This is a genomic window from Streptomyces sp. NPDC050548, assembly GCF_044457385.1.
In the GTDB taxonomy this organism is placed as follows: Bacteria; Actinomycetota; Actinomycetes; order Streptomycetales; family Streptomycetaceae; genus Streptomyces.
The window spans coordinates 111,372-135,446 of the sequence record NZ_JBITGV010000022.1 but is presented as its reverse complement, the minus strand read 5'-3'; the positions used below and the strand labels follow the sequence as shown (position 1 = coordinate 135,446).

Annotated in this window: 19 protein-coding genes and 4 pseudogenes; 10 read left to right on the top strand and 13 right to left on the bottom strand. The window is 70.0% G+C overall.

The annotated features are described in order from the left end of the window. Positions 1-28 precede the first annotated feature (28 nt). Together ACIBJH_RS41420 and ACIBJH_RS41415 are read right to left on the bottom strand one after the other, a co-directional pair. Positions 29-1,516, bottom strand: coding sequence for a sensor histidine kinase (locus ACIBJH_RS41420; protein WP_399122110.1), 1,488 nt, complete (start codon positions 1,514-1,516; stop codon positions 29-31). Continuing rightward, on the bottom strand, positions 1,506-2,201 hold the full coding sequence (locus ACIBJH_RS41415) for a response regulator transcription factor (protein ID WP_399122109.1): 696 nt from the start codon (positions 2,199-2,201) through the stop codon (positions 1,506-1,508). The genes ACIBJH_RS41420 and ACIBJH_RS41415 overlap by 11 nt, the downstream gene beginning before the upstream one ends. A 173-nt stretch (positions 2,202-2,374) precedes the next feature. On the opposite strand from ACIBJH_RS41415, the gene ACIBJH_RS41410 reads away from it, so the two are divergent. After that, positions 2,375-3,055, top strand: coding sequence for a DUF2202 domain-containing protein (locus ACIBJH_RS41410; RefSeq protein WP_399122108.1), 681 nt, complete (start codon positions 2,375-2,377; stop codon positions 3,053-3,055). A 108-nt stretch (positions 3,056-3,163) separates the two neighbouring features. On the opposite strand, the gene ACIBJH_RS41405 is transcribed toward ACIBJH_RS41410, so the two are convergent. The 5 genes and pseudogenes from ACIBJH_RS41405 to ACIBJH_RS41385 all read right to left on the bottom strand — a co-directional run bounded on the left by ACIBJH_RS41405 (position 3,164) and on the right by ACIBJH_RS41385 (position 10,875). Further along, positions 3,164-5,059, bottom strand: a complete 1,896-nt coding sequence (locus tag ACIBJH_RS41405) for a phospholipase C (protein ID WP_399122107.1) — start codon at positions 5,057-5,059, stop codon at positions 3,164-3,166. 198 nt (positions 5,060-5,257) lie between these two features. Further along, positions 5,258-6,205: a Dyp-type peroxidase gene (locus ACIBJH_RS41400; protein WP_399122106.1), complete on the bottom strand. Its 948-nt coding sequence runs from the start codon at positions 6,203-6,205 to the stop codon at positions 5,258-5,260. 215 nt (positions 6,206-6,420) lie between these two features. Further along, positions 6,421-7,220, bottom strand: a protein-coding gene (locus tag ACIBJH_RS41395) for an IS5 family transposase (RefSeq protein ID WP_399122139.1) whose coding sequence is annotated in 2 segments (ribosomal slippage) — positions 6,421-6,872 and positions 6,872-7,220 — 801 coding nt in all. Because the reading frame shifts where the segments join, the coding sequence is not laid out codon by codon here. A 245-nt stretch (positions 7,221-7,465) separates the two neighbouring features. Beyond that, the gene (locus ACIBJH_RS41390) at positions 7,466-10,288 is read right to left on the bottom strand and encodes a cation-translocating P-type ATPase (protein ID WP_399122105.1); all 2,823 of its coding nucleotides are present in this window, start codon (positions 10,286-10,288) and stop codon (positions 7,466-7,468) included. Between the two features lie 120 nt (positions 10,289-10,408). Then, positions 10,409-10,875 (bottom strand): annotated as a pseudogene (locus ACIBJH_RS41385) (universal stress protein). Positions 10,876-11,319: 444 nt separating this feature from the next. Between ACIBJH_RS41385 and ACIBJH_RS41380 the strand changes: the two are divergent. The 3 genes and pseudogenes from ACIBJH_RS41380 to ACIBJH_RS41370 form a co-directional block, all read left to right on the top strand. Next, complete coding sequence (locus ACIBJH_RS41380) at positions 11,320-12,174, top strand: slipin family protein (RefSeq protein ID WP_399122104.1); 855 nt, start codon at positions 11,320-11,322, stop codon at positions 12,172-12,174. Positions 12,175-12,613: 439 nt separating this feature from the next. Beyond that, a complete protein-coding gene (locus ACIBJH_RS41375) occupies positions 12,614-13,159 on the top strand; it encodes a hypothetical protein (protein ID WP_399122103.1) in 546 nt (181 codons plus the stop codon). 85 nt (positions 13,160-13,244) lie between these two features. Then, positions 13,245-13,790: pseudogene (locus ACIBJH_RS41370) on the top strand (amino acid permease); the annotation flags it as partial. Positions 13,791-13,909: 119 nt separating this feature from the next. Here the strand turns inward: ACIBJH_RS41370 and ACIBJH_RS41365 are convergent. The 4 genes and pseudogenes from ACIBJH_RS41365 to ACIBJH_RS41350 all read right to left on the bottom strand — a co-directional run. Further along, a pseudogene (locus ACIBJH_RS41365) lies at positions 13,910-14,047 on the bottom strand (ATP-binding cassette domain-containing protein); the annotation flags it as partial. Next, a complete protein-coding gene (locus tag ACIBJH_RS41360; RefSeq protein ID WP_399122102.1) occupies positions 14,044-14,385 on the bottom strand; it encodes a hypothetical protein in 342 nt (113 codons plus the stop codon). The pseudogene ACIBJH_RS41365 and the gene ACIBJH_RS41360, both read right to left, overlap by 4 nt. Positions 14,386-14,403: 18 nt before the next feature. Next, complete coding sequence (locus ACIBJH_RS41355) at positions 14,404-15,618, bottom strand: Acg family FMN-binding oxidoreductase (RefSeq protein WP_399122100.1); 1,215 nt, start codon at positions 15,616-15,618, stop codon at positions 14,404-14,406. Between the two features lie 514 nt (positions 15,619-16,132). Continuing rightward, the gene (locus ACIBJH_RS41350) at positions 16,133-16,264 is read right to left on the bottom strand and encodes a hypothetical protein (RefSeq protein ID WP_399122098.1); all 132 of its coding nucleotides are present in this window, start codon (positions 16,262-16,264) and stop codon (positions 16,133-16,135) included. Positions 16,265-16,362: 98 nt separating this feature from the next. Between ACIBJH_RS41350 and ACIBJH_RS41345 the strand changes: the two genes are divergently transcribed. The 5 genes and pseudogenes from ACIBJH_RS41345 to ACIBJH_RS41325 all read left to right on the top strand — a co-directional run bounded on the left by ACIBJH_RS41345 (position 16,363) and on the right by ACIBJH_RS41325 (position 21,336). Continuing rightward, the gene (locus ACIBJH_RS41345; protein ID WP_362984531.1) at positions 16,363-16,569 is read left to right on the top strand and encodes a DUF2180 family protein; all 207 of its coding nucleotides are present in this window, start codon (positions 16,363-16,365) and stop codon (positions 16,567-16,569) included. A gap of 72 nt (positions 16,570-16,641) precedes the next feature. After that, positions 16,642-18,363 (top strand): GAF domain-containing protein, encoded by a 1,722-nt coding sequence (locus ACIBJH_RS41340; RefSeq protein WP_399122097.1) that lies wholly within the window; start codon positions 16,642-16,644, stop codon positions 18,361-18,363. Positions 18,364-18,465: 102 nt separating this feature from the next. Then, positions 18,466-19,423, top strand: a pseudogene (locus ACIBJH_RS41335) (IS481 family transposase). A 144-nt stretch (positions 19,424-19,567) separates the two neighbouring features. Next, the gene (locus tag ACIBJH_RS41330) at positions 19,568-19,714 is read left to right on the top strand and encodes a hypothetical protein (protein ID WP_399122096.1); all 147 of its coding nucleotides are present in this window, start codon (positions 19,568-19,570) and stop codon (positions 19,712-19,714) included. Between the two features lie 164 nt (positions 19,715-19,878). Continuing rightward, positions 19,879-21,336 carry an MFS transporter gene (locus ACIBJH_RS41325; protein ID WP_399122095.1) on the top strand — a complete coding sequence of 486 codons (1,458 nt, stop codon included), beginning with the start codon at positions 19,879-19,881 and terminating at the stop codon, positions 21,334-21,336. A 174-nt stretch (positions 21,337-21,510) separates the two neighbouring features. Here the strand turns inward: ACIBJH_RS41325 and ACIBJH_RS41320 are convergent, their stop codons facing one another. Beyond that, the gene (locus ACIBJH_RS41320) at positions 21,511-22,344 is read right to left on the bottom strand and encodes a phosphatase PAP2 family protein (protein ID WP_399122094.1); all 834 of its coding nucleotides are present in this window, start codon (positions 22,342-22,344) and stop codon (positions 21,511-21,513) included. Next, positions 22,341-23,225 carry a prolipoprotein diacylglyceryl transferase gene (gene lgt / locus ACIBJH_RS41315; RefSeq protein ID WP_399122093.1) on the bottom strand — a complete coding sequence of 295 codons (885 nt, stop codon included), beginning with the start codon at positions 23,223-23,225 and terminating at the stop codon, positions 22,341-22,343. Before lgt ends, ACIBJH_RS41320 begins: the two co-directional genes overlap by 4 nt. A gap of 158 nt (positions 23,226-23,383) precedes the next feature. On the opposite strand from lgt, the gene ACIBJH_RS41310 reads away from it, so the two are divergent. Then, positions 23,384-23,914, top strand: a complete 531-nt coding sequence (locus ACIBJH_RS41310; protein WP_399122092.1) for a MarR family winged helix-turn-helix transcriptional regulator — start codon at positions 23,384-23,386, stop codon at positions 23,912-23,914. The last annotated feature ends 161 nt before the right edge of the window (positions 23,915-24,075 follow it).

Sequence of the window (24,075 nt, the reverse complement as noted above, 5' to 3'; positions counted from 1 at the left end):
CGAGAGTACGGCGGCCCGGAGGGGAGCGTCAAATACCCCTGGGGGTATTTGCCTGGGAGGTAAGAAGCGGCTCGGCGCCGAGGCCGGAAACGAGCCGTGAGCCGTGTGGCGCGGACCTGGGCAGCCGCAGCGTCATCCGTGTCCCGCCGCCCGGTCCGGAGTCCGCCGTGACCGTGCCGCCGTGGGCGGTGACCAGCTCTTTGACCACGGCCAGACCGATGCCGCTGCCGCCCGAGGAACGAGCGCGGCCCCCGCGCCACAGACGGTCGAAGACGTGCGGCAGCTCGTCGGCGGGGATGCCCGGGCCGGTGTCCGCCACCTCCACGAGCGCCTCGGAGGGCGTGGCGGAGGTGGTGACCGTGACGGTGTCGCCGGGACGGCAGTGACGGGCGGCGTTGCTCAGCAGGTTGCCGAGGGCCTGGTGCAACCGGTCGGCGTCCGCGCGGACCAGCAGGGGAGCGGGGCCCGGGGCGATGTGAACCGTCATACCTGCCGTGCGCAGCTCCGCCTCGCGCTCGGCCGCGGCAGCGCCGGCCAGGGCGGTCACATCCACCTCGGTCAGACGCAGGCACAGCCGGGCCGCCTCCGCCTCCGCCAGTTCCCCGAGGTCACCGACGACACGGCCCAGCCGCAGGGCCTGGTCGTGCAGGGAGGCCAGGCGCTCGGCCGACGGGTCGGCGTAGCCGTCGCGCAGTTCCTCGAGCCCCGCCTGCAACGAGGCCAGGGGCGTACGCAGTTCGTGGGCGACGTCCGCTGCGAGCCGGTGGCGGGCCTGCTCGACGTGGTTGACGTCGTCGGCCATGGCGTCGAAGGCGCGAGAGAGGTCGCCGAGTTCCCCGGGCGCGTCGACGCGGGCCCTCGCGGTGCGGTCTCCGCCGGCGAGCGCGCGGGCGGTGGCCGCGACCCGGACCACGGGAGCGGTCAGCCGCCGGGTGACGAACCAGCTCACGGCCAACGCCAGGGTGACGGCGCCGACGGCAGCCGCGGCCACCCAGCCCCAGGCGACGGACAGGCCCGCCGACCCGGAGTCGGCCGAGAAGACGAGACGTACGGAGCCGACGGTGCTGCCGTCGGCCACCACGGGCGCGCTCGCGGCGGGTCCCGATCCGGTGCCCTGCCCGTGATGCCCGGGGCCCGAGCCGGACATGCCGTGCTCGTCCTCCGACCCGGCGCCGGAGCCACCGGACATCATCTCGTTGTCCGCGTCGCGCACGGTGAGCACCGCGCCGGCGCCGGTTGCGACGGAGCGCGCGGCCGACAGGTCGGCCGATGCCCAGCCGCCAGCGGTCCGGTAGGCGTCGGAAGCGGCCGCGGCCACCCGGGAGGCGGTGCGCTGACGGTCCGCCTGGTGGGCACTGCTGAGCCCGCGGTCGGTTCCGACGAGCGCAGCGACCGTCAGCAGGGCCACGGACGCCAGTGCCACCACGGCGAACGCGGCGAACAGCCGTCGGCCGAGCGGGCCGAGCCCAGCGGACGGTCGAATGCCGGAGCGCGGCGAACGTGCCTCACGTGTCATGGGCCCACCCCAGCCGGTAGCCCACGGTCAGCACTGTCTCCACGAGGTCGGGGCCGGCGCTCCCGAGCTTGTGGCGCAGGTTCTTCACGTGTGAGTCGATCGTCCGCTCGTACCCGGCGAACTCATAGCCGCGCACCCGGTTGACCAGCTCATAGCGCGAATACACCCGGCCCGGCACCGACGCCAGCGTGGTCAGCAGACCCCACTCGGTGGGCGTCAGCTCCATCGGCACTCCGTCGAGGGCCGCCTCGTGCCGGGCCTCGTCGATCCGCAGCCGTCCTTCGCCGTACGACGCAACGGGCGCCGCCCCCGTCGCCGTACCCCGGGCGCGCTGCAGCACCGCGCCCACCCGCAGCACCACCTCGGTGGGACTGAACGGCTTGGTCACGTAGTCGTCGGCGCCCAGCCGCAGCCCGTGGATGCGGTCCTCGACGGTGCTGCGCGCGGTCAGCACCACCACCGGCACCCGTCCGTGCTCGCGGGCCTCGCGCAGCACCTCGTCCCCGTCCACGTCCGCCAGTCCGAGATCCAGGAGTGTCAAGTCGATCCCACGCTCGCCGAGCAGCCGTACGGCCTCGGCGCCCGAGCCGGTCGTCAGCACGCCGTATCCGGCGCGCTCCAGGTAGCGGCGCAGCAGCTCGCGGATCTCCTTCGCGTCCTCGACGACGAGCACGGTGGTGGCCATGTCCCACACCTACGCGCCACGCGCACGCCCCCGGGAGGGGCCGAACAGCCCCAACCCGCCCGGCCGATGTCTCCATCCCGTCTCCACACGCACCGCACGGCGACTGCAGGGCCCGGCGCGACGGTGACGGTGTGGGAACGGGAGACGCTCCCACGGAACCGAGGAGGTTCGCCATGAGGCGCAACATCAAGATCGCGACAGCGGTCACCGCAGGCGCTCTCGCCATCGGCGGCGTGCTGGCGGTGGGCCCGGTGATCGCGGACCCCGGCAGCGGCGGGCCGGTGGCCGGGCAGACCATGTCCCAGAGCATGATGACGGACGCGCAGCACCAGGCGCGTCACCACGGCGTCACCACGGACGGCATCCGGCAGCACGACGGAACCTGCAACGGAGCCGCCCTGGCCGAGCAGGGCACCCTGACGGCCGCTCAGAAGGCCACGCTGGCGAGCATGGCCGATGAGGAGAAGCTCGCGCACGACCTCTACACGGCGTTCGCCGAACGCTACGACGTGCGGGTCTTCGAGCGGATCGCGTCGGCCGAGACCCAGCACCTGACCGCCGTGCGCACCCTGCTGGACCGCTACGACGTGACCGACCCGACCGCCGGAAAGCCGGCCGGTGAGTTCACCGACCCCGGCGTCCAGGCCACCTACGACCGGCTCCTGAAGCAGGGCGAGGACAGCCTGACCGGAGCCCTGAAGGCGGGCCGTACGGTCGAGACCGACGACATCGCCGCACTGAACAAGGCGCTGTCCGGACTCACCGCCCCGGACACGCGCCAGGTGTACACCAACCTGCTCGCCGCCTCCGAGGGGCACCTGACGGCATTCGAGAACTGGATCGCCGACGAGTAGAACGAGCAAGACGAGTAGGACGAGCAAGACGAGTAGGACGAGCAAAGGGAGACGGTCCCGGCCTGTACCTGGCCGGGACCGTCGGGTTGGTCGGAGAGAGGCTGGTGCCTACACGGCCGCCGTCGGGGTCCCCGCACGCGCCCTGCGGCGGCGTAGCGCGAACACGGTGGTCATCGTGCCGGCGGTCAGCAGGCCGGCGCCGAGGGCGATCGGCAGGGCCGGGGAGGTGGAGCTGCGGTCGGCGACGTTCTGCGCCTTGAGGTCCTGCACGTACGCCGGGTACGGGGCGTGCGTGGAGGCGGACGACGCCGTCTGGGCGTAGTGGCGCGGGATCGGCTTCACGGACTTGACGGAGCCGTCCGTGTTCAGCAGCACCTGCTTGTTGTTGGGGTGCTTGAAGTCGAACATGTGGGTGAGGCTGCCCGCCCGCTGGTCGAAGGACGCATCACCGATACGGCCGGTGTGCCAGTTGTTCTCGATGAACCGGGTGATCGACGCCTGCTCGGTGGCGGTGTGGTCGACCTTGTTGACCTTGCTGTACGGCGAGATGACCAGCAGCGGCTGCCGGGTGCCCGGTCCGCAGCGGTCCGAGTAGCCACCCTTGGCGGCCGGACCGGACTGGCAGGCTGCACTGTCGAGGGCCTTGCCGTTGGAACCGACGGTGGAGTCCGTGGAGCCGTTGCGCACCTTCGAAGCGACGTGGTCGTACCAGCCGTCGGAGTCGTCGTAGGCGACCACGACAGCGGTGGACTTCCACTCCGGGGACTGCTGCAGCGCGTTGATCTCCTTGATCAGGAAGTTCTGCTCGTCGGTCGGGTCGGAGTAACCGGCGTGGCCGTCCTGGTACTCGGCCGCCTTCAGGAAGCTCACCGCGGGAAGGTTGCCGGTCTTGAGGGCGGCGTCGAAGTCCGTGAGGTCGTAGTTGTGGTTCGCGCGCCCGTTGTGGCCGATCTCGGCGATGGACTTCGGGGCCAGGTGGTGCGGGTTGGACGTCGACTTGTAGTACTCGAACGGCGAGTGGTGCGGGCTGTAGTCGACCACCGCGGCGCCGCCGACGTTGGTGTGGGTGGTGCCGGCGCACTTGGCGTAGTCACCGCTCTTGCCGTCCCACGCGGTGCTCGGCCGGAAGCCGCCCTGGAACCAGCCCCAGCTCACGCCCTTGTTGTTGAGCAGGTCACCGATGTTCTCGCCCTGCATCGCCGCGAGCGCGTTGGTGCTCGTGTGGTCCTTGTCCGAGCAGTCGTCGTAGGCCGGGTCGGGGTCGTTGATGACCGTGCCGACGCCCTTGGCGTTCGGGGAGACCACGGTGTACGAGTCCGGGGTCGTCGTCTGCTTCGGGTTCTCGGTGCCGGAGGCCGGGTCGACGGAGATCACGCCGTGGGTCTGACCGGAGATCAGGTTCAGGGCGCCGGGCGTCGAGGGGCCGTAGACCGAGCTGAACGACTTGTCGTTGAGGGAGTACTGCTGGGCGTAGTTCCACAGGCCCGTGACGGTGTTGCCGTCGTAGTAGTCCATCACCAGGCCGGGCTCACCGAAGAGGCCGGAGCACTTGTTGACCTCGGTGTTCTCGACGTACTTGTCGGCCTTGCCGCCGTCGGCCGCGTACTGCTCGGGGCCGTAGGAGTGGTTCTGGTCGCAGGTCATGGCCTGTGAACTGCTCAGCCGCTTGGGCGTGTACAGGTTCGGGTTCGTGGTCAGCAGCCCGGCGTTGAGCAGGTTGTCGGCCTTCGGCGTGTGCGCGGCGGCCTTGAACGTCGTGCCGTCGGTGTTCGCGGCCTTCGGGTAGGTGGCGAAATAGTGGTCGAAGGAGACGTTCTCGTCGTAGATGACGACCACGTGCTTGATCGGCGTCGACGTGTGCGTGCTGCCGGAGGGGTGGTGACCGCCGGAGTTCGCCGACGCGGGGACGGCCCCGCCGGCGGTCGCCAGTGCGGCAGCGCCGAGCAAGGCGCCAATGCGCGTCACGTGACGTCGCCCACCTGAGGATCTTCCTGTGCCGATCATGCTGTCTCGCCTTCCGAGGGAGCATCGAAGTCCAGGGCCGGGCCCGCACATTCGATGTTTGTGCCATCTACGGGCGGATCCTGCGCAATGGTGGCGGCGGCCCGGGGGAGCGGCAATGACGTCAGGGCGAACGGCGGGTCAGGAGATTCTCATGGTTTGTTGGCCTGTTCTTGACCCTAGTCTCAGATCGGCGGTTTCTCAGGTCAGCAGGGTGCGGCCGAGCCAGTCGGAGGTGTCCCGCACGCCGGGCAGGGCGAAGAAGTAGCCGTCGCCGTACGGGGAGATGTAGTCGACCAGTGGTGCACCGGCCAGGCGTTTCTGCACGGTCTCGAACTGCCGGGCCAGGTCCTGCTGGTAGCAGCAGAACAGCAGACCCATGTCGAGGTTGCCGTTGCTGTCCATGCCCCGGTCGTAGTTGTAACCCCGCCGCAGAATGCGCTGATCGGCACTCTGCGTGGTGCGCGGGTTGGCCAGCCGGATGTGGCTGTCGAGCGGGATCACATCGCCCTGCGGGTCCTGCGCGAAGTTCGGCGTGTCCTTCTCGTGCCGTCCGTCCAGCGGGGCGCCGGTGTCCCGGGCGCGCCCGAACATCCGCTCCTGCTCGGTGAGGGAGACGCGGTCCCAGAACTCCACCAACATCCGGATCAGCCGTACGACTTGATAGCTGCCGCCGGTCGCCCAGTCCGGTTCGCCGCCGCTACCGCCCACCCACACAAGGTCGTTCATCGCGCGGGCGTCGGTCACCTCCGGGTTGGAGATGCCGTCCTTGAACCCCAGGTGGTTGCGCGGGGTGCCCGAGGGGCGCGGCGGACTGATGAACCCGTCCGTCCGCCACCGCACTTGGAGGCCGCCGCGCGTGTGCCGGGTGACATCGCGCAGCGCGTGCAGCACCGTGTCCGCGCTGTCGGCGCAGAACTGCACGCTCAGATCGCCGTGACACCAGTCGGCGTTGAGATCGTCGTCGGGGAACGACGGCATCGCGGTCAGCCGGCGGGGCATGAGCTTCGCCAGCCCGTAGCGGTCGTCGAAGAGCGAGGCCCCGACACCGACGGTGACGCTCAGCCGGTCGGCGGGGAGGTCCGGCCCGAGGGTGCCCGAATCGGAGGGCGGGGCGGTGATGCACTGCGCCGGACACGGGGAGGCCACAACAGTGCATGCGCTCGGCACAGTTCGCGGACAGAATGGGAGTGCTGCAGGATGACCTGGAAACCGACTTTGACCTGCAGCGCACGCCCTCAAGATCATTACGTCACCCTTACGTGATCACTGGCAAACGGCTGCTTTTGGCGGCATCCGCCTGCACACACGCGAAGACCCCGTCTTCAGCTAGAGCGCTGATGGCGGGGTCTTTAGAAGTCATCTCATTTGGCGAGTCTGCGGTAGCAGATGAGGGTGCAGGCGATGCTGGTGAAGGCCAGGAAGTGCTCGGCCTTGCGCTCGTAGCGGCGGTGCAATCGGCGGCATCCAGCGAGCCAGGACATCGTGCGTTCTATGGTCCAACGGTGGCGGCCCAGACGGGTCGAGGAGTCAATGCCTCTGCGGGCGATGCGGTGCCGGATCCCTCGGCTGGATAACCATCGCCGCAGGTGGCTGCAGTCATAGCCCTTGTCCGGGTGGAGTTTGCGGGGCCTGCGCCGCCGGGGTCCCCGGCGGGATCGGATCGGCGGTATGCCCTGCACCAAGGGGATCAGTGCCTGGCTGTCGTGCGTGTTGGCGCCCGAGATGCCGATGGACAGGGGCAGTCCGGTGCGCTCCGTGATCAAGTGGATCTTTGACCCGTACTTACCCCGGTCTACAGGATTCGGACCTGTCAGTTCCCCTTTTTCAGGGCCCGCATGTTCACCGAGTCGATCGCGCACCGCGACCAGTCCAACTCGCCACGAGATCCGAGTTCGTCGAGCACCAGACGGTGGAGTTTGGCCCACACCCGAGCCTTCGACCACTCGGTGAAACGCCGGTGGGCCGTCGCGCCGGACGGACCGAACGACGCGGTCGGCAACTGCTGCCACGTGCAGCCCGACGTCGCCACGAAGACGATTGCGGCCAGCACTTCGCGGTCACCGTGCCGGCGTCGGCCCCCACCCTGGGGCCGCGAGGGCGCCTCCGGCACCACCCGCTGAAACAGCTCCCACAACTCATCCGGCACCAGCCGCTCAACGATCCTCGCCACGACTGACAGCTTACCCAACCAAATGAGATGACTTCTTAGGGGACTGGTTCTCGCGCTGTGGCTACGGCCGCGCCCCGTTGTGGTGCCGATTGGCGAGCGTGCGAAGGAGACAGTGCCCGAACGCCTGGGAAGGAGGAGGACCTGTCATGGAGTTGCGGTGGGGAGGCACGAAGCGGAGCGTAGCGGTGGCCGACAGCATCTCCTGTCTGCCGAGCCAGCGGTACTGATCCCGCTGCTCACCCTGCCTCGTCCGCCGGGTGCCGCGCTGCGAAGTGCGCGGTCGGGGGAGTTTTGAGCGATGTGGCCTTGGTTGCATCGTGGTGGCGCCGGACCCAGCGGAGGGCTTCGTCGGCTCCCCAGACGATGAGCGGGAACGGTGCGATGACTGCGAGCTGAGCCGGGCTGAGGGCTGCCGTGCCGAAGATGTGCTGGAGGGGCGGTGCGTAGACGACTGCCGCGGTGAAGACCAGCTCGAAGGCGATGCCCCACAGGAGCAGGCGGTTGGTCCAGATGCCGACGGTGAACAGGGAGGCGCGGTCGGTGCGGGCGGCGAAGGCTGTGCCGATCTGGCAGGCGACGATGCCGACGAACGTGATGGTCGTCGCTTCCAGATATGCCTGGTGCAGGGGAGTGCCGCCGCCCGTGGGGTCACCTGGGTGCCAGCCGGCGTGCCACAGGGTGAAGAGGAATCCGCCCATGACCAGGACCGCGGAGATGGTTCCCAAGAACGCCCATGCGCGGAAGAGCAGGGCCCGGTCGATGACTCCTGTCGTGCGGGGGCGGGGCGGGCGGGACATGAGTCCGGGCTCGGCGGGCTCGCGTCCCAGTGCGAGCGCGGGCAGGGTTTCGGTGCCGAGGTCGATCGCCAGGATCTGCAGGACCGTCAGCGGCAGCGGGATCTGACCGCCGGAGAGTGCGAAGACGAGGAAGGGAACGACCTCGGGCACCGCGTGGGCGAAGATGTAGAGCACGAACTTGCGGACGTTGTCGAAGACGCGTCGTCCCGCGTCGACCGCGGAGACGATGGTTGCGAAGTTGTCGTCGGTGAGCACCATCGTCGCTGCCTCACGGGCCACGTCCGTTCCCGACTTGCCCATGGCGACACCGATGTCGGCGTGGCGCAGTGCGGGGGCGTCGTTGACGCCGTCTCCGGTCATCGCCACTACCTCGCCCTGCGCTCGCAGGGCTTCGCAGATACGCAGTTTGGCTTCCGGTGAGGTGCGGGCGAAGACGATCTCCTGTCGCTGCGCGAGCAGTTCGTCGAGATCCTTGTCGCCCATCCGGTCCAGTACGTCGCCTGCGAGGACCGGGCTGCCGACGTGGCCGATACCTACCTGGCGGGCTATTTCCGCGGCGGTGAGACCGTAGTCGCCGGTGATGACGTGGATACGGATTCCGGCATGGTGCGCGTCCTTGACGGCGTCGGCGACGCCGGCACGTGCCGGGTCCGCCATGGCCACCAGGCCGATCAGGGTCAGACCGGATTCCGCTGCCGACCGGTCCACCGGCACCATCTCCCCGTGGTCCAGGACATGGTGGGCGATGGCGAGCACCCGCAGTCCGGAAGCCGCGTAGCCGTCGATGGTGGTGTTCAGTTCTGCGCGCACGGTGGCGTCCAGTTCCACCTCCTTTCCCTGCGGGTCGAGGAGGTGCGTGCAACAGGGCAGGACGGCTTCGGGGGCACCGTTGGTGTGCACCGTGGCGGCGCCTGCCTCGTCGTTCACGGTGGACATGCGCTTCAGGTGGGCGTCGAAGGGGAAGATCGTGCGGCGTGCGGCCTTGCGCCGGGCGGGCTCGACGGCGACGTCGAGGTCCTCGGCCAGGCGCAGGATCGCGAGTTCGGTGGGGTCTCCGCTGCCCTGCGGCTGTGCCGGTGTGGGTGCCTCCGCGGTGGTGCAGGCGGCGCCGCTCGCTGCGAGGAGTGCCGCCTGTGGCTCGTGAACGGCCCGGTCCGCGTCCATCTCGCTGCCCGCCAGCCACAGCCGGGTGACCCGCATCCTGTTCTCGGTGAGGGTGCCGGTCTTGTCCGTGCAGACCACGGTCGTCGATCCCAGGGTCTCTACCGCCGAGAGGCGTTTGACGACGGCGCCTCCACGCGCGAGTTCCCGCACTCCCGCGGCAAGGGCCAGGGTGATGGTGGGCAGCAGTCCCTCGGGGACGTTGGCGACGATCAGTCCGATGGAGAAGCTGATGGCCGCGGTCCAGCCCAGCCCGGCGGCGACGCCGATGGGCAGGAAGGCCGCGCCGATCGCGACCGCGACGACGGCGATGATCCAGGTGGCCCGCCGCACCTGCTTCTCCAGCGGGCTGCGTTCCGTGTGCACGCGCTGCGACAGCGCGGCGATGCGGCCCAGTTCGGTGTACATGCCGGTCCGGGTCACGACCGCTTCCGCCTCGCCGCCGCTGCAGGTGGTGCCGCTGAAGACGAGTTCGTGTGCCTCCAGGAGGGAGCCGGTCTTGTCGGACGGGTCGGGCGATCGGGTCACCGGAAGCGATTCACCGGTCAGTGAGGACAGGTCGAGCGTGAGGGTGCCCTCGATGATCCGGGCGTCGGCGCAGACCCGGTCGCCCTCGGAGACGATGAGGATGTCGCCGGGCACGAGGTCCTTGGCCGCGATCTCGCACCGCACCTTGTCGCGTACCACCCTGGCGGTGGGCGGCAGGAAAGCGGCCAGTGCCTCCACGGCTCGCTCGGCCTGCATCTCCTGGACGAAGGCGAATCCGGCGTTCAGGAGGATGACGGCCACAACGGCGATGGAGAGGGCGGGTGTTCCTCCGGCCCATGCCAGGACGGCGGCGAGGGCGAGCAGGATCGCCAGGGGCTGGGTGAACTGGGAGAGCAGTTCGCCCGGCCAGCGCCTGCCGCCGGAACGGGTCAGCACGTTCGGGCCGTAGACCAGCTGCCTGCGGGCCGCCTCCCGGCTGGTGAGGCCCGAGGGGGAGGTGCGCAGGTCGCGGAAGAGTTCCGCCGGCTGTCGCCGCTCGTCGGCCTGTTCGGCGTTGTCGGGCTCACCGGGCAGCGCGGCTTCTCGCTCGGCGGGGTCTGGTGACCGGGTCATGAGGGGCTCTTCCGGGAAGGAACGTGCCTGGGATGGTGCGGATGTGCCTCGAAGCCCTTGTCTGTCAGGGCCAACACGCCACGAGGGAGCGGCCGTTGTCCTCGGCCGGTGAGCGTCCCGTCACCCGGGTCGTGGTTGGGGGATGACAACGACCGGGCAGGGCGCGTGCTGCACGCAGTGCTGGCTGACCGAGCCGAGCAGGATGCCGGTGAAGTGCCGTGGCCACGGCTGCCCAGGACCAGGATTTGCGCGGTGCGGGCAGCGTCCATCAGGACCTGCACGGGATGACCCTCGGCCACGCGGATCGTCACCTCGACCGGGTGGTCCAGTTGGTCGCGTACCGCGGCCACGGTTTCCTGAAGGGCTTGTTCGGCGATTTTGGCGAACTCGGTTCCTTCGGGCACCGACGGGCTCCAGCCAAGGGTGTATCCGTACACCTCGGGGGACTGCCACGCGGCGACCGCTTCGATGGTGCTGCCGGTCCACTCGGCCTGCGCCAGGCCCCATCGCAGTGCCGCCTGCGAGCAGGCCGAGCCGTCGGCACCCACGACGACGGGCGAGGGCCTCTCGTCGGTGCGCTGAGCCATGTCGTTCTCCTGCCGGTCGGTTGCCAACAGAGCCGGCTCGCCCGAGCGCAGCGCATGCTCGCGCCGCCGGGACTTCGGTGGACGCCTGGGCAGATGCGCCGGCCGCTATGGGGAGACCGGACACACAGCTTCACGCTACGCATCCTCGTCGAACCCGTGACGGGCCGACCGGCCCTACCTCAGGGCCGCATGGCCCTGTGTGCATGACCCCCCGGCATCCGGGCCGAGGCGAACGAAATGGGGACCGGTCGGCCCCTGCCTGCACCGGAGGCGGCGAGCCATGCTGGGAACACGGCACGAACTGCGGAGCCCGGCCTGGCCCGCCGCCAAGGGGCTTTCACCGCTCCCGGCGCATGAGCCCGGTCCAGCTTCCGGTCTTCCTTCGGGCTCCGGCTGGAGCACCGAGAGGCAAGGGGTCTCGTGCCCTATCTGAGGAGCAGCACCATGGAAGTACTCATTTTCCTGATCGTCGTGGTAGCCGTGCTGGTCGTCGTGGCTCTCGCCATGGCCATCAAGGTCGTCAAACAGTTCGAGCAGGGAGTGCTGTTCCGGTTCGGTCGGCTGGTCGGGCCTCGATCTCCCGGTCTGCGGTTCATCATTCCGTTCGTCGACGTCCTGCACCGGGTCTCGCTGCGGATCGTCACGATGCCCATTCAGTCGCAGGGGATCATCACACGCGACAACGTCAGCGTCGATGTGTCGGCGGTGGCGTACTTCCGTGTCGTGGATGCCGTGAAGTCGGTCATCGCGATCGAGAACGTGCACGCCGCGATCAACCAGATCGCCCAGACCACCCTGCGCAAGGTCGTCGGACAGCACACGCTGGACGAGACGCTGTCGGAGACCGACCGCATCAACCTCGACATCCGCGAGATCCTCGACGTCGCCACCGTCGAGTGGGGCGTGGAGGTCACCCTGGTCGAACTCAAGGACATCCAGCTGCCCGACAGCATGAAGCGCGCCATGGCCCGCCAGGCCGAGGCCGAGCGGGAGAAGAGGGCGAAGATCATCAACGCCCAGGGCGAGTCCCTGGCCGCAGCAGCCCTCGGGGAAGCGTCAGACATCATGATGGACCACCCCCTGGCCCTCCAACTCCGCAACCTGCAGAGCCTGGTGGAGATCGGCGTCGACAAGAACACCACCGTCGTCTTCCCCGCTCCACTGATGAGCACCATCGGCGAACTCGGCTCCTTCCTCGCCCGGGAGACCGCGGCAGCAGGCTCCGCGACACCGCCGCCCGCCAAGCGCGTCACGACCAGCCCGGACCCCGTACTCAACGGGGCTCCCATGACCGTCTGATCAACCGCGTCACTGTGCCGGTGGCCTGCCAGGAGAGGCGTCATGGCAGACCACCGGCACAGTGACGCGGGGGCCCCTTGTGCCTGACCCGAATGGGGCTACGGTGGGGGCAGACGTCCTGGACCCCGGCGGCTTACTGCCAGTTGACACGGATGTACCGGGGCGGCCTGCATACGGCCGACCGGTCCTTCCCCTGCGGCCACCGGCTCGATCCCGACTCCCTTGCCCATAGGCCGCATCACGGACGCACGGTGCTGGGCCCGGAGCTCGTGACCATGTCCTGGGGCACCGGCGAGGACCGTTGCTCCGGGTTTCCCCTCCCGAAGACACACGCCCTGTCCCGCGCCATGGCGCCGTGCCGACCGCTTCCGGATAGAGGTACCATGCCCACCCCTCAGGCACTCACCAGAACAGGCGAACCCGGCACCTGGAGCCGGCCGTGGTGACCACACCGGACAAGACCCAGGCCGCCGACGCGTCATCCCACGAGCTTCAGATCGAACAGCTTCTCGCCCGCCGGCGCTCGGTCGTCGCCTGGTGCGACCGTCACCTGATGGCCATCCATACCCTGTCCACCCTCATGACGGGCGACTCGGGCGTAGTCGTCGCGGCCCTGTCCGAAGTGCTCAGCGACCCCGCCGAGCCCGCCACCGCCCACGACCCCGCAGAGGATCCCACCGCTGCTGATCCCGCTCCTCACCGAGCGCTCTCGTACCCCGCCCCCACCCATCTGCCCGCTACCAGGGACCGCTGTCCCGATATAGCCGCCTCCCCGTTCGACCGCGTAGAACTCGCCCTCCACCTCATCGGAGACCGCTCCTGCGCCGCCGTTTCACACCTGCTCGGCCTTCCCGAGCGCTCCGTCGTCGCCTCCTTGCGCTCGGGACTGTGGGTGCTGTTCACCCCCTGCGACGGCGATTCCGGCCACGCGCTGCGGGAGCCGCGCTCCGCCACCGCAGCGGACCACCGCCACAACCCGGGCTGAACCACGGTGGACAAGGCCCACAGCCTGCGGTGCCCGTCGTGGTGCCGCGGGCCCTGCACGTGAACAGACAGCGAGGAAGCCCCCTATGAGTACCCGCATGAACAACGAGGCGCCCGACGCCGCCCCGCCGGTTCCGCAGGCCCCGGCCCCGGACGAGGCGGCACCGTCGGGTCGGTTCGGTCTGTCCACGGCCACCGCGCTGGTCATCGGATCGGTGATCGGTACCGGGGTGTTCGCGCTGCCGTCCGCGCTGGCGCCGTACGGCCCGATCAGCCTGGTCGCGTTCGTGCTGGTCACCGTCGGTGCGCTGGCTCTGGCGTTCACGTTCGGCGCGCTGTCCAAGCGGGTGCCCGGCTCGGGCGGACCGTACGTGTACGCCAGGGACGCCTTCGGTGACTTCGGCGGGTTCCTCAACGCGTGGTCGTACTGGATCACGGCCTGGGCGGGCAACGCCGCCATCGCCGTGGCCTGGGTCGGATACGTCGAGGTGTTCTGGAACTCCGGACATGCCAAAACGTGGTCCATCGTGATCGCGATGGCCGGCCTGTGGATCCCGGCGGCCATCAACCTGTCCGGCGTACGCAACATGGCGGTCACCCAGATCGTGACGAGCGTCCTGAAGTTCGTGCCCCTGCTGTTCATGGCCACGATCGGCCTGCTCTTCATCCGGGTGCACAACTTCGGCCCCTTCAACGCCGGTGGCACGTCGGCCGGTTCGGCGATCTCCGCCGCAGCCGCGATCGCGCTGTTCATCCGCATCGTCGTCGACTTCCCACTGCCGTTGGGCCCGAGGAACCCGGTGACCTGTCCGGCAGCGACGGTGACGGTCAGGTCGTCCACGGCCAGTGTCGTGCCGTAGCGCTTGGTCAGCCGCCGTGCCTCGATCACGGCCGCGACTCCAAGGAGGTGACGGATGCCGTGCTGCCCTGCGGTCGGCCGAGGTTGCGGATGGCGAACCAGCCCAGCAGCAGGGCCAGGACGGCCAGGAGCGGTGTGGCGATGCTCCACCAGGTGGTGACGGCAAGGGGCAGCGAACCGGCGGCCAGCAACGCCATGGCGCCCGGCACCGAGCGGTGAGCCGCGGCGAGCGCGGCGAGTAGGACCGGGCCACCGGCGAGACCCAGGATCCGGTCCCATCCGTGGGCGGTGAGCCCGATCCACATGTAGAGCAGCGCGACGACGGCCACCAGCACTGCGGGCCAGGTCCGACGCAATGTCTCGTTCATCGAAACCTCCAGGGTGCGTTACGCGCGTACGACATCGGCGGCGGGCCGGCGAGGGCTCGGCAACGCGGTGGCGGTGGGGTATCCGATCCGGAACGTCATGACCGCGTGCGAGCCGGCGGGCAGCATCGCCGCGATGGCGTCGGTGACCTCCGGTGAGAGACCGGCAGAGGTCTCCCGGTCGACGCGTTCGGGGATCTGGCACAGCGGCTGCATCCCCAGCCCGTGGGTGGTGGCCGTGAGGTGGATGCGCTGCCAGACACGTCCGGCCCGCAGGCGCTGGAGGGGGTCGTGCGGATCCTGTACGACCAGGGCGCCGAAAGCGGAAGCGGTGGGGAGCTGGGTGTCGCGGGTGCCGCTGAGCCAGCCGTCGTTGTTCTGCTCACGGGTGGTGGGCAGCAGCTTGGAGAGGGTCCGGACGACTGCGGACTGGCCGGAGGGATCGATGGTGATGCCGTCCTTGTGCCGCTGGATGTCGTGCCAGTCTGAGCGGTACCAGCGGTAGTCGTCGGCGGCCTGCCGCGGGTCGGCGATGATGGCCCGGGTCGCGCGAACGGTCAGATCGCTGAACGCCTTCTTCTGTGCGGCGGTGGTGAACCAGACCAACCGCGTGCCGGGGATGTCGGCCAAGGCGCTGAGCGCGTCGAGTCTGCTGCCGGTCACGGTGCGGCTGGTGCTGTAGGCGCCACGGCTGGTGTGGCGTACGGCGATGGCGTCGAACAGCGGTGAGCCCGATGCTGCGGCCGGGGTCAGTGACACCGTCGCGATGTGGGTGGTGTCGGACGGGGTGGGCAGGAAGGACACCTTCGCGGCCATGCCGTTGGGCGCGGCGGCCAGCGCCAGGTTCTCCACGGCGCAGCCGAGCGAGATCTGCATCTCGCGCAGCAGCGGGTCCATCGCCCCGGTGGTGCGGGACATGTCGGCGAACAGCTCGATACGGTCGGCGGAGACGGTGAACAGCCAAGGCTGGGTGTTGTGGGCGTTGGCGGCCAGGATCGCGGCGGCGACCAGGTTCAGCGGATGGCCGCCCGGGTCCGCCCGGCCCCAGGCGTCGTAGGCGGAGCCGGTCCCGGTCGAGAACACGCCGCCGTCGACGGCCCGCCAGGTCAGGCCGGTGGCCCCGGCGACCGCGACGACGCCGGACCCAAGCCCGAGGATCTGCAGGGCCTTACGACGGCTCACCGGCCGTGCGGCAGCGGGTTGGCCGGAGGTGGGCTGTTCGAGATCGGTTCGCACGGGAGCGGCGCCCTTCTGAACGCCGCGCACCCAGCGGGCACACGACGGTGGATGAAACACCACCAGGGGCCGGGGCGACGGCTTCACCCTACGCTCCATGGCCCCGATGCGAGGCGGACGGGACGCGCATGACGTTCACGTCTGATCGAGCACAAGAGCTGGATGGCCGTGCCCCCCGGCCTGGTCTGATTCCGGCATCCCCGGGCGACTGCCGCTGTGCAGGACCGGATGCGGGGACTAGTGTGGATGGTGCCGCCCTGGTTCCTGGCTGCGCCGCTTCCACCGCGATGTCGCACCGGATCACTCCGCTCACCTGTCGCAGGGTCGGTGTCCCGACTCCTTCGTACGGTGTCCGTGGTCAACCCGATGCGTCCAGCGGGGCACCTTCTCCTGCCCCGCCCTCCTTCGGCAGGCCATCGAAACCCTGGCGGTACCCATGGACGCACTGCTCCTCCCCGCGGTGTTCCCGTTCGTACTGCCGGGCACGATGATCGGGCTCTGCGGGTGGGACGACTCACCACAGCTGCCCGAAGAGCACGCTGAGACGTCGGTGGCCGTTGCCCTTCGGCTCTCTGCCCTGGCGGAGATGCCGGCCTATGGCCGCCGCACGCTCGTCGAGACGGTGGAACGGGGCCGTACGGCTCACCTGCGGCTGGAGCGTGCAGCCGCACCAGGACCAGATTCAACCGGGCATGCTCGCGCACCCCGCCGTATCCGCCGGCCACCCGGACAGGAGAGAGAAGCATGAACTGCTACGACTGTCACCAGACCGGGACGAGCACCGCTGCCGTCGCCGTCTGCCGGAACTGCGGCGCCGCGCTCTGCCCCGATCACGTCAAGGTCAACCCGCAGCACCTGGAGCGGCCGGAAGGTATGGGTGTGACCACCCTCAAGAAACCCGCTCGCCGCATCACCTGCCTCACCTGTCATGACGCGGAGCACCAGTTCTGACCTGCCCGCGCCACCCACCGGGCACCGGCAACGGCAGGCCACCCGGGACGACCGAGCGACCGGAGGCAGCACGTGAACGTCGAGGAACCCACCCGGCCCGATGCGGTGCCACGACTGCGTCTCGACGGGCTGCTCGAAGACATCCAGGCCCAGGTCCGTCTGGTCCGTGGCACCCAGGGGCGCCTCCACGGTCTCCTGGAGGCGGTCCTGTCGGTGGGGCGCGAACTCGATCTGTCCCAGGTGCTGCGCCACATCACCGAGGCCGCGGTGGTTCTGGTCGACGCCGAATACGGTGCACTGGGTGTCATAGGTCCCGATCAGCGCCTCGCGCAGTTCCTCACGGTCGGTGTCAGCGAGACCGAGCAGGCACGGATCGGGGCTCTGCCCGCCGGGCACGGGATGCTCGGCGAACTGATCAGCCATCCGCGACCGCTGCGGCTGACAGAGCTGTCGCACCACGCGGCCTCCTGCGGCTTCCCCGCGCACCACCCGCCGATGCACTCCTTCCTGGGGGTGCCCGTCAGTGTCAGAGGCGAGGTGTTCGGCAACCTCTACCTCACCGAGAAGCGCGGTGGCGCCCAGTTCGACAGTGAGGACGAAGCCGTCCTGTCGACCCTGGCCGCAGCCGCAGGGGTGGCGATCGACAATGCCCGCCTCTACGCGGAGGCACAGGTCAGAGAACGCTGGATGGCGGCAGGCGCCGAGCTCACCCGCGGCCTGCTCTCCGGGACCCCGGAGACGAAGGTGCTGGAGCTGATGCTGACCCGGGCACAGGACATCACCTCGGCCGACCTCGGCGTGGTCGACCTGGTCACCCCGGGCTCGCTGGAACTGCGCGGGGTACTCGCTCTCGGAGAAGGCGCCGCGCCGCACCGTGGCGTGCGGCTGCCGCGCGAGGGGACTCTGAGCGGGGCGGCCCTGGCCGCAGGGCAGTTGATCACCACCTCGGATGTGGACTGCGACCCTCGGGTCACCCACCGTCCCGAACGCTGGAAGGGGCTGGGACCCGCGGTCGCCGTTCCCATGAGTACCAGTGACGGAGACCGCGGGGTACTCGTACTCGCCCGTGCCACGGGGCGCCCGCCCTTCACCCAGGCGGAGATCGTGCCGCTGCCCGGATTCGCGGGCCAGGCCGCCCTCGCGCTGGAACTCGCCGACAAACGCAGGGCCGCCGAGCAGGTGAGCCTGCTGGAGGACCGCGACCGCATCGCCCGCGACCTCCACGACCTGGCCATCCAACGGCTGTTCGCCACGGGAATGACGCTGCAGAGCGCACATCGCTACGTCGAGCACCCGGAAGCAACCGCGCGGATCAACCGGGCCGTCGACGACCTCGACACCACCATCAAAATCATCCGCTCCACTATCTTCGGCCTGCGCGCCCACGACACCACGGCCACCGGCCACGGCCTGCGTGCCCGTGCCTCCAAGACCGTCGAAGAGGCCGTTCCCGCACTGGGGTTCACCCCGTCCCTGCTCATGGAGGGACTGCTCGACACCGACGTCCCGCACACCATGGCGGACGAAGTCGTGGCGGTGCTGAGCGAAGCCCTGTCGAACATCGCCCGCCACGCACACGCCTCGTCCGCGGAGATCGCACTCGTCGTCCGCAAGGAACGGCTCACCCTGACCATCACCGACAACGGCGTCGGAATCGGCGACGGCGGACACCGCAGCGGGCTGCGCAATCTCAGCGAGCGCGCGCGGAACCTGGGCGGTGAACTCACCCTGGCCGCGCCGCCCGAGAGCGGCACCCTTCTCCGCTGGGGCGTACCGCTTCCGGACCGGCGCTAGCTGTATTGATCACGAGCGTTGTTGACACCCGGTCGGGCTTGATCATGGCGAAGACCTCCGGTGTGGTGGAGCTGTCTATGACTGCACCGTACGGAGGCCTTCGTGTCCCACCGTAATGCCCGGCTGACCGTTCACGGCAGGCGGCTGCTCGTCGAACGTGTCCGCTCCGGCCGCCCCGTCGCCCATGTCGCCGCCGAGATGGGCATCTCCCGCGCAACCGCCCGCAAGTGGATCCGGCGCTGGCGGTCCGAGGGCGAGGCGGGCCTCGCCGACCGTTCCAGCCGCCCCCGGACGACACCGCACCGCACTGCGCCGGCAGTGGAGGCCCAGGTGTGCAGGCTGCGTCAGGACCGCAAACTCGGCCCGGCCCGCATCGGACCGATCCTGGGCCTGCCCGCCTCCACCGTGCACCGCATCCTCACCCGGCACGGCCTCAACCGTCTCGCGTTCCTGGACCGGCCCACCGGCCAGGTCATCCGCCGCCACGAACGCGACAAGCCCGGCGAACTCATCCACGTCGACGTCAAGAAACTCGGCCGGATCCCCGACGGCGGCGGCCACAAGGCGCTGGGACGCCAGGCCGGCCGGGCCACCCGCAGCAGCATGGGCTTCGACTACGTCCACTCCGCCGTCGACGACCACACCCGCCTGGCCTACAGCGAGATCCACGGCGACGAGAAGGCCGCCACCTGCGCCGGCTTCCTGCGGCGGGCCGCGGCCTTCTTCGCCGCCTCCGGTATCGACCGCATCGAGCGCGTCCTGACCGACAACGCCTGGCCCTACCGCAAGAGCCTCGCCTGGCGCCAGGCCCTGGCCGACCTCGGCGCCACCGGCAAACTCACCCGCGCCTACCGGCCACAGACCAACGGCAAGGTCGAACGCTTCAACCGCACCCTGCTCGACGAATGGGCCTCCCTACGGCCCTACACCAGCAACACCGAACGCACCGCCGCCCTGGCAGACTTCCTGCACACCTACAACCACCACCGCTGCCACACCTCACTCGGAGGCCACCCCCCCCATCAGCCGTGTCAACAACCCTCCGGGTCAATACAACTAGGGCCTACGATGCCCGGATGATCACTGAGGGGGATTCAGAGGGCAGGCGTCCACGAAGCGCGCGCCACGTAGCTTCCCCTGGGCTCTTCCTCAGCCGATGAGCTCGCTGAGGATGCGGCGGGCCTTGCGTTCCACGAGGACGGGTATGTGCGTTCGAATCGGGAGGGCACTGGGACTCGCGGGCTTCGGCAACCGCGGCCTCGATCTCGTCGGGTGTGTGGCGATCGCTGTGGGAGGTCTTGAGCTGCTCGGTGACGCGCAGGATGGCGGCGTCCTCGTCCAGGTCAATTGACACGGCTCCCCCTGATGTCAGGGCGTTTCGTCCGGTTGGGGAGGTCCGCAGCAGCGCCATGGACATTCCTCGCGCCGTCATCTGGGCGGTGCGGGTGGCGCTGCCGCGGAACCCGAGATGGAACGATAGCAAAACATTTCGGTGACCGATATATCCTGAGGCGTATGGCTACCCGAATCAGTCCCCGCCCGTCCAGGAGGCGCTGGTCCGCCGTGCTCACCGTGGAGCGGGCTCGTCCGGAAGGGATACGGTCGCGGCCGAACGCCTGGTGGCTGGCGGTGGGCACGGTGTGCTTCGGGGCGTTCATGGGCCAGTTGGACGCGAGCATCGTGACGCTGACCTACGGGAGCCTGCGTACAGAGTTCCGTACGTCGCTGGCGGCGGTGGAGTGGGTGTCGCTGGCCTATCTGCTCACTCTGGTGGCGCTGCTGATTCCGGCCGGGCGGCTGGCCGACGCGCACGGCCGCAAGCTGCTGTACCTGTACGGGTTCGCGGTGTTCACGTTGGCGTCCGCCGCCTGTGGGCTGGCGCCGTCGCTGGCGGCGCTGGTGGGCTTCCGGGTGGTGCAGGCGGCCGGGGCGGCGCTGATGCAGGCCAACAGCGTGGCGCTGGTGACCACCAGCGCGCCGCGGGAGCGGATGCGCACGGCGTTGGGGGTGCAGGCCGCCGCGCAGGCCCTGGGTCTGGCTTTGGGTCCGACGGTGGGCGGGCTGCTGGTGTCGACGCTGGGCTGGCGCTGGGTGTTCGGGGTGAACGTTCCGATCGGGCTGGTCGCGCTGGTGGCGGGGCACTATCTGCTGCCGCGGACCCGGGCCCGTAGCCGGGCGGCGCGCTTCGACTGGCAGGGCCTGGCCCTGCTGGCGGTGGCGACCACCAGCGCGCTGCTGGGAGTCTCGGCGGTCTCCGGACTGCCGGTGCCCGGCTGGGGAATGGCCGTGCTGTTCGCAGTGGCCGTCGTGGCGGGCTGGGGTTTCGTCCGGCGGCAGCAGCGGGTCGCCGCGCCTTTGCTGGACCTGGCCCTGCTGCGGGGGCGGGCGGTGGCGTTCGGACTGGCCGGAGCGCTGAGCGGGTACCTGGTGCTGTTCGGACCGCTGGTGCTGGTTCCGGTCGTCCTCACGGCACAGGGCACCTCGGCGTTGACCGCCGGAACGGTGCTGACGGCGCTGCCGGCCGGGTTCGCGCTGGCCGCGACCGGAGGCGACCGGCTGCTTCCGCGCTCCCTGACCGACCGCATGCGCTGCCTGGCCGGAGCCAGCGTCTTCGCCCTCGCCGCGGCGGCACTGCTGGCTGTTCCGCTGACGATCGCCTGGCTGGTGCCGGTCCTGGCGCTCGCCGGGCTGGGGCTGGGAACCTTCACCCCGGCCAACAACACCATGATCATGGGGGCGATCCCGGCCCGCTCCTCCGGCACCGGCGGCGGCCTGGTCAACATGACCCGTGGCCTGGGCACCGCACTGGGTGTCGCCCTGGTCACGCTCGCCCTCCACCTGGCCGGCGACAGCGGAGTCCAGACGGGTGCCCGCTGGGCCGCCGCCGTCCTGGCGGTCGCTTCGGCCGTCGCGGTCGCCTCGGCCTGGCTGAGCCCGAACGGCGAGTCGAAAGCCGCGCGGGAGACGCCATGACGAGGTATGTGAGGGGATCGCGAGAGTGATCCGGGACACCGGCGAGTGGGTGTGGGACGCCTGGGTGACTGGTCTGGACGTCCTGTTTGCCGCACTCGCGGTGACGGGCGCGGTGGTGTTGCAGGCGCGCTGGCTGGCCGCCGTCGCCGGAATCTGGGCGGTACTGGCGCTGCGTCAGGGCTTGCTGGCCGTGAGGGCGTTCCGCCGTAGAGCTGGGTAGGCCGGGCGGCCGGTGAGGAGCCGCTGGATGAGGAAGCCGACCGCGAGGGTGGCTGCGCCGGCTGCCGCGTCGGTCACGAAGTGGTTGGCGGTGGCCAGGATGACGGTGAAGGTCGCCGGCGGGTAGCAGAGGCCCAGCACCCGCACCCAGGTGCGGCGGGCGAGGAAGGCCAGGGTGAGGCCGGACCAGGCGGACCAGATGATGTGCACCGAGGGCATCGCGGCGTACTGGTTGGAGAGGGAGGCAACGTCCCCCGACGCCCACGATCCCCAGGTGTGGTGGACGACCACCGTGTCGATGAACCCGCGCCCGACCAGGAACCGGGGCGGGGCCGTGGCCAGGAACGCGAAGCCGGCCAGCGCCAGCAGGGTGGCGGTATAGAGGGCGGTGCGCACCGCGCGGTAGCGGCCCGGGTGGCGGACGTACAGCCACACCAGGACGCCGATGGTGACGATGAAGTGCAGGGTGGCGTAGTAGTAGTTCATCCCCACGATCAGCCAGCCGACCCGGTCGGCGGCGTGGTTGACGGTGAGTTCGATGTCCACGTGCAGCATCTGCTCGGCGTGCCAGATGGCGTGTGCGCGGTGCAGGGCGGCGGTGCGGTGGGCGGGTACGGCGTTGCGGGTGAGGGTGTAGGCCCAGTAGAGGAGCCCGCTGCAGGCCAGTTCCATCCACAGCCGGGGCCGGTCCAGGGGGCGCAGGCGGGCGGGCAGCAGCGGGCCGATGTGCCCTCTTGGACGCGGCGGGTGCCCGGAGGCGGCCGGCGACGCTTGGGTGGCCTCCCTCACGCCTTCTCCCGCGCGGACGCCTGGGCGGCCACCGGCTCGGCATCCGCAGCGTCCGGGGCCGGGTACGGGGCGTCGTCGTCAGGGCGCGGACGCCGGGAGGCGATCAGGTATGCCAGTGCGCCGGTGAACAGGATGAGGGAGACGTAGTCGTTCAGGCGCAGGCCCAGGAAGTGGTTGGCGTGGTCGATGCGCAGCGCCTCGATCCAGGCCCGGCCGGTGGTGTAGGCCAGGACGTAGCAGGCGAACAGGCGTCCGCGCCGCAGCCGCTGGTGATGGCGGGCGTCGAGCCACAGCAGCAGGGCCATCACGCCGAGGTCCCACAGCGACTCGTACAGGAACGTCGGGTGGTACAGGGCGACAGAGGGGGAGTCGGCGGGGCGGTTGGCCGGGTCGATGTACAGCGCCCACGGCAGATGGGTGGGGCCGCCGTACAGTTCCTGGTTGAAGTAGTTGCCCCAGCGGCCGATCGCCTGGGCCAGCACCAGCCCCGGGGCGACGGCGTCGGCGAAGTCGGACAGCTTGACGCCGTGGCGGCGGCAGCCGAGCCAGGCACCGACCGCACCCAGCGCCACCGCGCCGGGGATGCCCAGGCCGCCGTCCCAGATGAACAGCGCGTGCAGGGGCTGCTTGCCGGAGGCGAAGTACAGCTCCGGGTCGGTGATCACGTGGTAGAGACGGCCGCCGAGGATGCCGAACGGTACCGCCCAGATCGCGATGTCCGCGATGTCCTCGCGGCGGCCGCCCCGGGCCTCCCAGCGGCGGCCGGTGAGCCAGACGGCGGTGAAGATGCCGGCCAGGATGCACAGCGCGTACGCGCGGATCGGCAGTGGCCCGAGGTGCCACACTCCCTGGGAGGGGCTGGGCAGGTACGCCTCGTTCATCAGGTCGACCGTTCTCGCGTGATCTGGGACCCGGCCCGCGGCCGGAGTACCCGCACGACATTACATCGGACACCGAAGCATTCGGAATCGGTGCGGGCGGAGCGGCCACACGGCGGACGCCCGGCTGTACCCGGGCGCGGTCCGACTACTCTTGGCCCATGTCTGCGCAGCCCGACTCCGAGGTCTCTCCGCCCCGTTCCGCCGGACAGGCTCCGGACGCACGCCTGCTCACCGAGGCCGTCACCCGGCTGCGCCGCGCACTGCGCGCTTCGATCCGCACCGACTACCCGTGGGAGACCCTCCCCATGGCCCAGGTCGAACTGCTGCAGGTACTCGGTGAACACTCCCCGGCCCGTGTCAGCGACCTCGCCTCCCGTCAGCGTCTGGCTCCCAGTACTGTCAGCGGGCTGATCGGACAGATGATCACTGCGGGGCTGGTCGTGCGTGACGTCGACAAGGTCGACCGCCGCGCTTCCGTGGTCACCCTCACCGACGCCGGGCGGGAGCAGCTCGCCGCCTGGACCGCCGCCCATGAGCGCCGCATGGACGCCGCGCTCGCCGCCCTCGACGGCGCCGAGCGCCGGGCGATCTCGGGCGCACTGCCGGCTCTCTTCCGGCTCGCCGAGAACCTCGGCGAGCCGGAAGAGAGCACGGCGGACGGTGCCCTTGGGGACGACACGCGTCCGTAGGCGCGACGCGGAGTCGCTGCGTACGCCCACCGATGGGGCGCGCGGCGGTTTGCGCGATACCGCGCAGATCGGTGGGCGACCGGCAGGGACGAGAACACGCAACCGGTGCGGAGGTGGGTGATCCGGGGGTGGGTGAGCAGCGGGCTGGCTGCGAAGGCAGA

What these genes read in the sequence shown, in the direction of transcription:
- ACIBJH_RS41420 (WP_399122110.1), bottom strand. Translation starts at nt 1,516, where the DNA reads ATGACACGTGAGGCACGTTCGCCGCGCTCCGGCATTCGACCGTCCGCT.
- ACIBJH_RS41415 (WP_399122109.1), bottom strand. Translation starts at nt 2,201, where the DNA reads ATGGCCACCACCGTGCTCGTCGTCGAGGACGCGAAGGAGATCCGCGAG.
- ACIBJH_RS41410 (WP_399122108.1), top strand. Translation starts at nt 2,375, where the DNA reads ATGAGGCGCAACATCAAGATCGCGACAGCGGTCACCGCAGGCGCTCTC.
- ACIBJH_RS41405 (WP_399122107.1), bottom strand. Translation starts at nt 5,059, where the DNA reads ATGATCGGCACAGGAAGATCCTCAGGTGGGCGACGTCACGTGACGCGC.
- ACIBJH_RS41390 (WP_399122105.1), bottom strand. Translation starts at nt 10,288, where the DNA reads ATGACCCGGTCACCAGACCCCGCCGAGCGAGAAGCCGCGCTGCCCGGT.
- ACIBJH_RS41380 (WP_399122104.1), top strand. Translation starts at nt 11,320, where the DNA reads ATGGAAGTACTCATTTTCCTGATCGTCGTGGTAGCCGTGCTGGTCGTC.
- ACIBJH_RS41360 (WP_399122102.1), bottom strand. Translation starts at nt 14,385, where the DNA reads ATGAACGAGACATTGCGTCGGACCTGGCCCGCAGTGCTGGTGGCCGTC.
- ACIBJH_RS41345 (WP_362984531.1), top strand. Translation starts at nt 16,363, where the DNA reads ATGAACTGCTACGACTGTCACCAGACCGGGACGAGCACCGCTGCCGTC.
- ACIBJH_RS41330 (WP_399122096.1), top strand. Translation starts at nt 19,568, where the DNA reads ATGTGCGTTCGAATCGGGAGGGCACTGGGACTCGCGGGCTTCGGCAAC.
- ACIBJH_RS41325 (WP_399122095.1), top strand. Translation starts at nt 19,879, where the DNA reads ATGGCTACCCGAATCAGTCCCCGCCCGTCCAGGAGGCGCTGGTCCGCC.
- lgt (WP_399122093.1), bottom strand. Translation starts at nt 23,225, where the DNA reads ATGAACGAGGCGTACCTGCCCAGCCCCTCCCAGGGAGTGTGGCACCTC.
- ACIBJH_RS41310 (WP_399122092.1), top strand. Translation starts at nt 23,384, where the DNA reads ATGTCTGCGCAGCCCGACTCCGAGGTCTCTCCGCCCCGTTCCGCCGGA.